This is a genomic window from Marisediminicola senii, assembly GCF_011057645.1.
GTDB classification, from domain to species: Bacteria; Actinomycetota; Actinomycetes; order Actinomycetales; family Microbacteriaceae; genus Marisediminicola; species Marisediminicola senii.
Genome location: NZ_JAALGE010000080.1, coordinates 1 through 5,817 on the forward strand (window position 1 = coordinate 1; position 5,817 = coordinate 5,817).

Below are 5,817 nucleotides of genomic sequence, written 5' to 3' on the forward strand. Positions count from 1 at the left end.
CTGTGGGGGGGGCGGGGAGGTGGTAAAAGGGAGAGTGTCTGCTCCCGGCCCGCGGGCCCGCGGCCGGGCCGGGGGCCCGGGGCGGGGCACGCGGGGTTCGTGTTCCCCGGCGGGCGCCCCGCAGACGACTACCGCCGCAACGCCCAGCAGATGCGCGACGCCGCCGTGCGGCACGGACGGCGAGCCGACGACGTGCGGTTCATCGTGCAGGCCGGTGTCGTGGTGGGGCGCACCGAGGAGGAGGCCGCAGACAAGGTGCGCGCCTACCGCGAGCACACCAGCGTCGAGGGGATCCTCGCGCACAACGGCGTGCCGTTCGACCTGCCCGCGTACGAGCAGTCGACCACGCTGGAACAGGTCGCCGAGGCGGAGAGCGCGGCGGGGCATCCGTTCTTCCGCATGTTCGCGCCTGGCACGACGGTCGGCGCCGCCCTCACGGACCTCGCCGGCGGGCGCGAGGGCCGCTTCTTCGTCGCGGGAACGCCGACGGTCGTGGCCGATGAGATCGAGCGCTGGCTCGACGACGACGGTATCGATGGAATCAACCTGCGCCAGTACCACTCGTTCGACACCGCGCGCGACTTCGTCGAGCTCGTGGTTCCCGAGCTGCGTCGCCGCGGGCGGCTGCGCGACGGGTACGTTCCGGGCGAGACCCTGCGCGAGCGGCTGTTCGGCGCCGACCGCGGGCCCCGGCTACCCGACCGGCACACGGCGGCGCGCTACCGGGGTGGGGCGAACCTCGACAACCCGGTCGCTCCGCTCACGTTCGGGTAGGCCACTCGGGCGCTGTAGAGGGGTGGATGCCGCGGCGCGGGGCCGCGGCATCCACTCGCCTATCGGCCCAGAAGACCGCGGCCGCTACTCAGGGCCGAAGACGTGCAGCCCGAGGTCGTCCGAGAGCGCCTCGCAGGCGAGCACGCCGCGCACGCTGTTGCCCTCGGTGTCGAGCGGCGGGCTGTAGACGCCCAGGCCGAGCTGCCACGGAACGGTCGCGACGAGTCCACCGGCGACGCCCGACTTCGCCGGCAGGCCGACGCGGCGCAGCCAGCGACCCGAGCCGTCGTACATGCCGCAGGTCGCCATCACGCTGAGCACCGTCGGCACGACGCGCTCGGGAACTACCTGCACGCCGGTTTGCGGGTTGCGCCCGCCGAACGCGAGGGTCGCGCCCATCACCGCGAGCAGTTCGGCGCTCACCAGGATCGAGCAGGCACGGGCGTAGGCAGAGACGGCGTCGTCGACCGAGATCTCGAGCGATCCTGAGGAGCGCATGAGGTATCCCAGGGCGCGGTTGCGGTCACCGAGCAGCTGCTCGGAATTGCTGACCTCGGTGTCGATCTCGAGGTCGCGGCCGGCGAAGGCGGAGATGCCGCTCAGGATGCGCTCGAACCGCTCGTCGGGGCTCGACCCGTCGACCAGCGACGCGGTCAGCAGCGCGCCGGCATTGACCATGGGGTTCGGCGGCCGGCCGGTGTCGCTCTCGAGCACCAGGGCGTCGAATGCCTCGCCGGTCGGTTCCGTTCCGACCCGCTCGAGCACGGACTCGCCGGCATCGGCGAGCGCGAGGGCGTAGACGAATGGCTTGACCGCGGACTGCACCGAGAACGCGATGGTCGCATCATCGGTCATGCGAATGTCGCCCGCGCTGTCGGCGATGGCGATGCCGCACACGGTCGGTTCGGCGTCGGCGAGTTGCGGAATGCTGTCGTCCACCTCGCCACTGGTCTCCTCGAGCATGCGCTCGCGCAGCCCCTCGAGGTCGTACTTCGCGGCCAGGTTGGGGTGACGTGTCATGGGTCAAGTCAAGCAGTGCCCGGGGTCGCCGAGCTGTGCGGGCGGTCCCGCCGGGGTCGGGCGGTCTCGCCCTGTGCGAACCGCCTCGCCGGGGTCGGGTAGCGTGATCACCGACGACAGTAAAGGGGAACGCGTGCATTCTCGCGGGGCTCGGCTCGCGCGCGGTTTCGCCGCCGCGTCGCTCGCGACCCTCGTTGCCGCGGTGTTCCACGCGGCGGGCGGTGGAGGGTTTCCGCACGTCGCGCTCCTCGCCGTCGGTCTCGTCTTCTGCACGCTGTTCTGCGTCGCCCTCGCCGGGCGCACCGTGTCGTGGCTGCGCCTCACCGCGTCGGTATCGGTGAGCCAGCTCGCGTTCCACCTCATCTTCGGCACGGCCGGCGGCCCCGGACTCGACGGCACGGGGCTCGAGGGCGCAGTGTTCGAGAACGCAGTGCTCGGGGGTGCAGGGCACGCGCAGCACGGGGGAGCCTTCACCATCGCGGACGGCGCCGTTGCGGCGACGTCCGGTGGTGCTGGGCATGGGATGCTGCTCGCCCACGTCATTGCGGCGGCCATCACGATCGTCGGTATCAGGTTCGGTGAGACGGCGTTCTGGGCGCTCGTCGACACCGCAGTGGTTCCGCTCGCCGCCGCATTCCGGTGGATGCTCCCCGCGCCCCTCGAGCAGGCACCCCGCCCTACGGTCGCCGTCGCCAGCCGTGGCTTCGAACCCCGCCTGCGCACCGACCTGCTCTCGGTTGCCCGGTATCGCGGTCCGCCGGTGGTGCGTCTCTCGTAGGTGCTGGTGCCCGTTTCGTGGCGCCCTCTCGGTGCGGCTCGATCGCCGCGCCGCATCGCGGTTCCGTGGCGCTCGCCGCGGCATCCGCCATCTCTCGCATCACGTTCGGGCGCTGCCACCGTGCCGCCCGCAGTCACGAAGGACCCATCATGACCCGCACTACCCGTATCGCCCGCACCACCCGCACTGCCCGCACTGCCCGCCGCACGGTCGGCACCGTCACCGGTGTCGCTGCCGCCGGGCTGCTCATCGCGCTCGCCGCACCCATGACGGCGAGCGCGCACGTCGGCGTCGAGGCGTCGACCACGGCCGCCGGAAGCTACTCCCTGCTCACCTTCTCGGTGCCGCACGGCTGCGACGCGTCGTCGACCACCGGCATCACGATCGACATTCCCGAGAGCGTCATCTCGGTCACCCCGACCATCAACCCGGGCTGGACCGTCGAGGCCGTCAGCACCGACGACCGCACCAGCCAGGTCGTCTACACGGCCGAGACCCCGCTGCCCGACGGCTACCGCGACGCGTTCGAACTCGAGGTGGCGCTGCCCGATGGCGAGCCGGGCGACATGGTCGCATTCCCGGTGACGCAGGCGTGCGAAGTCGGCGAAACGCTGTGGAACGAAGAGACCGTGGAGGGGGAGGACGAACCGGCACATCCGGCGCCGGCCATCGTGCTGACCGCGGCCTCAGAGGGGGAGGGGCACCACGGTGCTGCGGACGGGGTGGATGCCGCGTCCGCGAGCAGTTCGGCCGAGGCATCCACCGCCCCGACCAGCGACACCCTCGCCCGCGTCTTCGGAATCGGCGGGCTGCTCGTGGGTGCCGTCGCCGTCGTGGTCGCGACGGCCGCCGTTCGCCGCAAGGCGTGACCCGGTGAGCGTCACGACTACGCCAGCCGCGGCATCCACCGCGCCGCCGCCGCAGGGCACCCCGTCGCGCGGCTGGTTCGGAGCCCTGCTGCTGCGGCTGCACTTCTACGCGGGTATTCTGATCGGCCCGTTCATTCTGGTCGCAGCCCTCAGCGGCGCGTTCTATGCGATCACGCCGCAGATCGAGCGGGTCGTCTACTCGGATGAACTGACGGCACCCATCTCCGACCAGTCGGCTCCGTTGGCCGAGCAGATCGCCGCCGCCCAGGCTGTGGTCGGCGACGACGGGGCACTCGTCGCGGTGCGTCCGGCACCGGAACCCGGGGACACCACGCGCGTGATGTTCACCGGTGACGACCTCATCGAGTCGCAGACCCGCGCGATCTTCGTCGACCCGGCTACCGCCGAGGTTCGCGGTGACCTGCCGGTGTACGGAACCAGTGGCGCTCTGCCGCTGCGCACCTGGGTGGACCAGTTGCACCGTAACCTCAATCTCGGCGAGGCCGGTCGTCTCTACAGTGAGCTCGCGGCCAGCTGGCTGGGCGTGGTAGTGCTCGCGGGTGTCGGACTGTGGATCACGCGCTTTCGTCGCGCCCGGGTCAAGAAAGACATGGTGCGGCCGAACAACGCCGTGCCCGGGTATCGCCGCATCTTCAGCTGGCACGCCTCGACGGGCATCTGGCTGCTGGTGGGTGCGCTGTTCCTGTCGGCGACCGGCATCACCTGGTCGCAGTTCGCCGGAGCGAATGTCAGCGCGCTGAGATCGGCGTTGAACGTGGGAACCCCCGCGGTGGTCACCGACCTCGCGCCCGGCGACGGGGCGTCCGTCGACCCGCACGCCGACCACGGCGCGGCGGTCGGGGCATCGGGTGAGGTCGACATCGACGGGTTCGCCGAGGTGTTGGCCGTTGCGCAGACGATGAACGTCAACACCGGCCTGGTCGAGATCCGCCCGCCCGCGGCCGATGACCAGGCGTGGGTGGTGCAGGAGATCCAGCGCAGCTACCCCACCGAGGTCGACTCAGTGGCGGTCGATGGCCGCACGCTCGACGTGGTCGACAGCGTGGACTTCGCCGACTTCTCGCTCGTCGCGAAGCTGGCGCGGTGGGGTATCGACACGCACATGGGATCGATGTTCGGGCTGCCCAACCAGATCCTGCTGTTCGTCACCGCGCTGGGAATCGCGGCGATGGTCATCTGGGGGTACGCCATGTGGTGGATGCGGCGTCCGACACGTCGGCCCGCCAGGCTGGTCGGGCGACCGGCGCCGAGCGGTGCGCTGTCCAGGGCCCCGTGGTGGGGTGTCGCCGCAGTCGTGCTGGTCGCGATCGGAATTGGCGCGTTCCTTCCTCTGATGGGCGTCAGCCTGCTCGGCTTCGTGCTCGTCGATGCTGTGGTGGCCGCGGTGCGCGCGCGGCCGGCATCCACTGTCGACTGATTGGTGGATGCCGGGAGCCCCGGGTCCCTCGCGGGGCTCGGGGTTCCGCTCGTCGGTGGGCAGCAATACCCTGTGTGCGTGGAGCATCCCCAGGTCATCGATCCGCACGACCCGCTCGTGGAACGGGTGCGCGCGATCTGCCTGGGGTACCCGGAGGCGGTCGAGAAGGAGTCGTTCGGCCGGCCCACCTTTCGGGCCGGCAAGAAGGTATTCATCTGGGTGTCGGCCAGCATGGACCGCCCGTTCTCGATCGTGTTCAAGCCCGACGGCGACGAGCGGCTGGCCCACCTCGAAGACGAACGCTACTTCGTGCCGCCGTACTGGGGGCCCGCGGGGTGGCTCGCGATCGACTTCGACCACCCGGATACCGACTGGACCGAGCTCGCTGAACTGGTCGACACCTCGTACCGCCAGGTGGCGCTGAAGCGCCAGCTGTCGGCGTTGGACACGAGGGACTCCCAACCGCTGGTATAGTCTCTAAGTCGGCTTTCGGGCCGGTAAGTTGCGCCCGTAGCTCAGCGGATAGAGCAATTGACTACGGATCAATAGGCCGGGGGTTCAAATCCCTCCGGGCGCACCACCGAAGAATGACCCTGCAGCTCCATCGCAGGGTCATTCTTCGTTTGTACGGCTGGGTGGACGCGAACCCCCTCCGTGGGCCCCCGCTGAGCAGTCCGCCGCACCGCGCCTTGGGGTGCTCGCTCACTCATGAACCCGCGCGCGGCGTGGAGGCGGCTCAGTAGGGGAGTCAAATCCCTCCGGGCGCACCACCAGAAAGCCCCGTAAACCCCGCGTTTACGGGGCTTTTTGTAGTTGAGTCCCGCATAGTGGTGTAGCCGCGGTGGCCCGGCTCGTCGTGAAGACGTGGACGCGGTCACCGTGTGATCCTTCGAGAAGTCTCTTACCTCGACTCGAAAGGCATCATCACGATGACCGCT

At 70.2% G+C, this 5,817-nt stretch carries 6 protein-coding genes and 1 tRNA gene; 6 read left to right on the plus strand and 1 reads right to left on the minus strand.

From position 1 onward, the window contains the following. Nucleotides 1-99: 99 nt before the first annotated feature. Nucleotides 100-774 carry an LLM class flavin-dependent oxidoreductase gene (locus G5S38_RS14975; protein ID WP_235929119.1) on the plus strand — a complete coding sequence of 225 codons (675 nt, stop codon included), beginning with the start codon at nucleotides 100-102 and terminating at the stop codon, nucleotides 772-774. An 84-nt stretch (nucleotides 775-858) separates the two neighbouring features. On the opposite strand, the gene glsA is transcribed toward G5S38_RS14975, so the two are convergent. Next, complete coding sequence (glsA, locus tag G5S38_RS14980; protein WP_165070352.1) at nucleotides 859-1,794, minus strand: glutaminase A; 936 nt, start codon at nucleotides 1,792-1,794, stop codon at nucleotides 859-861. 133 nt (nucleotides 1,795-1,927) lie between these two features. Here glsA and G5S38_RS14985 point away from each other — a divergent pair, with 133 nt between their 5' ends. From G5S38_RS14985 to G5S38_RS15005, 5 genes are all read left to right on the plus strand, one after another. After that, a complete protein-coding gene (locus G5S38_RS14985) occupies nucleotides 1,928-2,572 on the plus strand; it encodes a hypothetical protein (protein WP_165070354.1) in 645 nt (214 codons plus the stop codon). Between the two features lie 149 nt (nucleotides 2,573-2,721). After that, a complete protein-coding gene (locus tag G5S38_RS15770) occupies nucleotides 2,722-3,441 on the plus strand; it encodes a YcnI family copper-binding membrane protein (protein WP_165070356.1) in 720 nt (239 codons plus the stop codon). A 4-nt stretch (nucleotides 3,442-3,445) separates the two neighbouring features. Then, nucleotides 3,446-4,879: a PepSY-associated TM helix domain-containing protein gene (locus G5S38_RS14995; RefSeq protein WP_235929120.1), complete on the plus strand. Its 1,434-nt coding sequence runs from the start codon at nucleotides 3,446-3,448 to the stop codon at nucleotides 4,877-4,879. A gap of 78 nt (nucleotides 4,880-4,957) precedes the next feature. After that, entirely contained in the window at nucleotides 4,958-5,353 is a 396-nt protein-coding gene (locus tag G5S38_RS15000; protein ID WP_165070360.1) for an MmcQ/YjbR family DNA-binding protein, read from the plus strand. Between the two features lie 30 nt (nucleotides 5,354-5,383). Further along, nucleotides 5,384-5,459 (plus strand) — tRNA-Arg (locus tag G5S38_RS15005). Nucleotides 5,460-5,817 lie beyond the last annotated feature (358 nt).

Bases quoted from the DNA above. Each gene is read 5' to 3' on its own strand.
- G5S38_RS15770 (WP_165070356.1), top strand. From the start codon at position 2,722: ATGACCCGCACTACCCGTATCGCCCGCACCACCCGCACTGCCCGCACT.
- glsA (WP_165070352.1), bottom strand. From the start codon at position 1,794: ATGACACGTCACCCCAACCTGGCCGCGAAGTACGACCTCGAGGGGCTG.